The sequence below is a fragment of the Streptomyces sp. MBT65 genome, from assembly GCF_016612545.1.
GTDB lineage: Bacteria > Actinomycetota > Actinomycetes > Streptomycetales > Streptomycetaceae > Streptomyces.
Map to the genome: position 1 here is coordinate 1 of NZ_JAENRY010000640.1, position 2,167 is coordinate 2,167.

The 2,167-nt window shown below is 70.9% G+C and carries 3 protein-coding genes; 2 read left to right on the forward strand and 1 reads right to left on the reverse strand.

Annotated elements, in window-relative coordinates; translation table 11 throughout:
• The first annotated feature begins 92 nt into the window (after nt 1–92).
• Both JHN63_RS51235 and JHN63_RS51240 read left to right on the forward strand, forming a co-directional pair.
• Complete coding sequence (locus JHN63_RS51235) at nt 93–554, forward strand: hypothetical protein (RefSeq protein WP_200691967.1); 462 nt, start codon at nt 93–95, stop codon at nt 552–554.
• A gap of 13 nt (nt 555–567) precedes the next feature.
• Nucleotides 568–1,068 (forward strand): hypothetical protein, encoded by a 501-nt coding sequence (locus JHN63_RS51240; RefSeq protein WP_200691969.1) that lies wholly within the window; start codon nt 568–570, stop codon nt 1,066–1,068.
• Nucleotides 1,069–1,455: 387 nt separating this feature from the next.
• Here JHN63_RS51240 and JHN63_RS51245 read toward each other — a convergent pair whose 3' ends face one another.
• On the reverse strand, nt 1,456–2,079 hold the full coding sequence (locus tag JHN63_RS51245; RefSeq protein WP_200691968.1) for a pentapeptide repeat-containing protein: 624 nt from the start codon (nt 2,077–2,079) through the stop codon (nt 1,456–1,458).
• Nucleotides 2,080–2,167 lie beyond the last annotated feature (88 nt).

Here is a 2,167-nt window from a genome sequence, read left to right on the forward strand (position 1 = left end):
CGAGGGGCGAGGCGTGGGGCGGGGCACGTGCGCGATCCTACGAGTCGAGGGCTTGTCGTCCCTGGGTTCGGTGCCCCTCGTACGCTCGGTGCGTGCCCCGTTCCGCCAAGAAGCCCCGCCGACTGGTCGCCGACGGGCGGACGTATCTGTGGAGCCTGCGCCACAGTCACCGCCACCGTCCTCATCGTCACCCCGACTCCGTGACGGACCCCAGCGGCGACGGCGGGCGGGCCGTGGGCTGCGTCCACACCCTCAGTCTGCGTCCCCAGCCGACCGGCAGCGGCGGGGCGCTGCACATCGTCTTCGTCGCGGGGCCCGGGCGGTACGTCCCGGGTGGGGCGCCCCTGGGCTCCGGGGACGTCGGCCACGTCCATGGTGCCTCCCTCAATCTGCATGAGCCCGGCGCCGTCCGCGCCCTGCTCGACGCCGCGCTGGAGCGGGGGTGGCTGCCGAGGGCGGGCGCGTCCCGCGACGTGGAGGTCGACGGCTGGGCCCTGTTGGAGGCGGCCGCCGGTGCGCGGGCTGCGGGCGGTCCCGGGCCTCGTCGGCCGTGACACCATCTCCTACGTGCTCGACATCGGCTACGCCCTCTCCAACCGCTTCCCCGACCCCCCGCAGACCGACTACCGGCGTGCGGACGTCCACGCGCTGCGGCACGACCTGTTCTGCGGTGACGTGTATCTCGCCGACACCAAGGCGGACCGGGAGGTGTCCACGGCCTGGGGGTGGGTGCCGGTGCTCGACTTCGCGTGGGCGTTGTGCGACATCGTGGAGCGGATCGACCAGGATCCGGCGGGGTCGCGGGCGTCCCGGCCGCAGCGGGCGGAACTGGACTTCACGGAGTCGACCGACCGGATGTTGTTCGAGCGGCGGTTCGGGTGGGTCGATGTCGAGGCGGACTGGATGCGGCGGGACGAGAAGGCGTTGACCTTCTCGCACGCCGAACTTCGGCGTGAGGGGCGGGACTTCCTGCACGATCTGATCGCGGACCTTGTCGATCTGCACGAGGAGTTGGGGGAGAACCCGGCGATCTGGACGTTGCAGGCGAGGTTTCCACGGGTGCGGTGAGCCTCTCGGATGCAGGTCGCTTGCTGGATGCCCTGAGCTTGTGGCGCCGTCCCTGGGGGCTGCGCCCCCAGACCCCCCTTCGGCCCTGAAGGGGCCTCGTCCTCAAACGCCGGACAGGCTGATGGTGCGGGCCTGCGCTGAAAAGGCGCCGGACAGACCCGATGGTGTGCCGACCCGTATTGGAAAGGCGCCTGAGAGACCCGATGACGCCAGCCCGTGTGAAGGCGCCGGACCGACCCGATGACCCCAGCCCGTATCGGAGGACGCCAGACAGACCCGATAGTGCCGACCCGTATTGGAAAGGCACCCGACAGACCCGATGACCCCAGCCCGTGCTGAAAAGACGCCGGACGGGCCGAGTTTCCCCCCGGTGTCAAGCCGTGCCTCTCAACCCTCCACCCGAATCCCCATCTGCACGGCCAACACCGGCGCCAGATCCAGCAGTTGCCCCATGCTGATCACCGCCCCGGACAACCGCTCCACCCCCCGCGCGATCTCCAGCTCAGCCACCCCCCGCAGATCGACGTCCTTGAACGTCACCCCCGTGAAATCCACCCCCTTCAGCGCGCAGTCCACGAACTCGACGCGCTCCAGGTGGGCGTCGAGGAAGTCCGGTTCGACGAGGACGCAGCTCTCGAAGACGACGTCGCGGAGTCTCGCCTTGCGGAGGTTCAGGTAGTCGATCTTGCCGCCGCGGATCACCACCCGCTCCAGAACCGCGCCGTGGAGCTGCACGCCGCCCATCCGGGGGTCGATCACCTCGACGTCGCGCAGGGTCGACTCCGCGAGGTCGGTGCCGACACCCCGCAGGCCGGTGAGGACGGAGTCCAGGACGCGGGCGTGATGCAGTCGCGTCTCGTCCAGCGCGCAGTCCGTCAGGGCGCAGTCCATGAAGCGGGCGCCCCCGCCGTCCTGCCCGACGAAGTCCTCGTCGCGGAACTGCACCCCGTCGTAGTCCCCGTCCGGCTCCAACTCCCCACCGCCGTACGCCTCCAGAGGCGGCAACCGCACCTCCGGCCGCCGCGCCCCCTTGACCCCGCCCGTCCTCCCTGCCCCACCCGTTGCGCTCGTCCTACCCGTGCCGCCCGTCGCTCTCCTC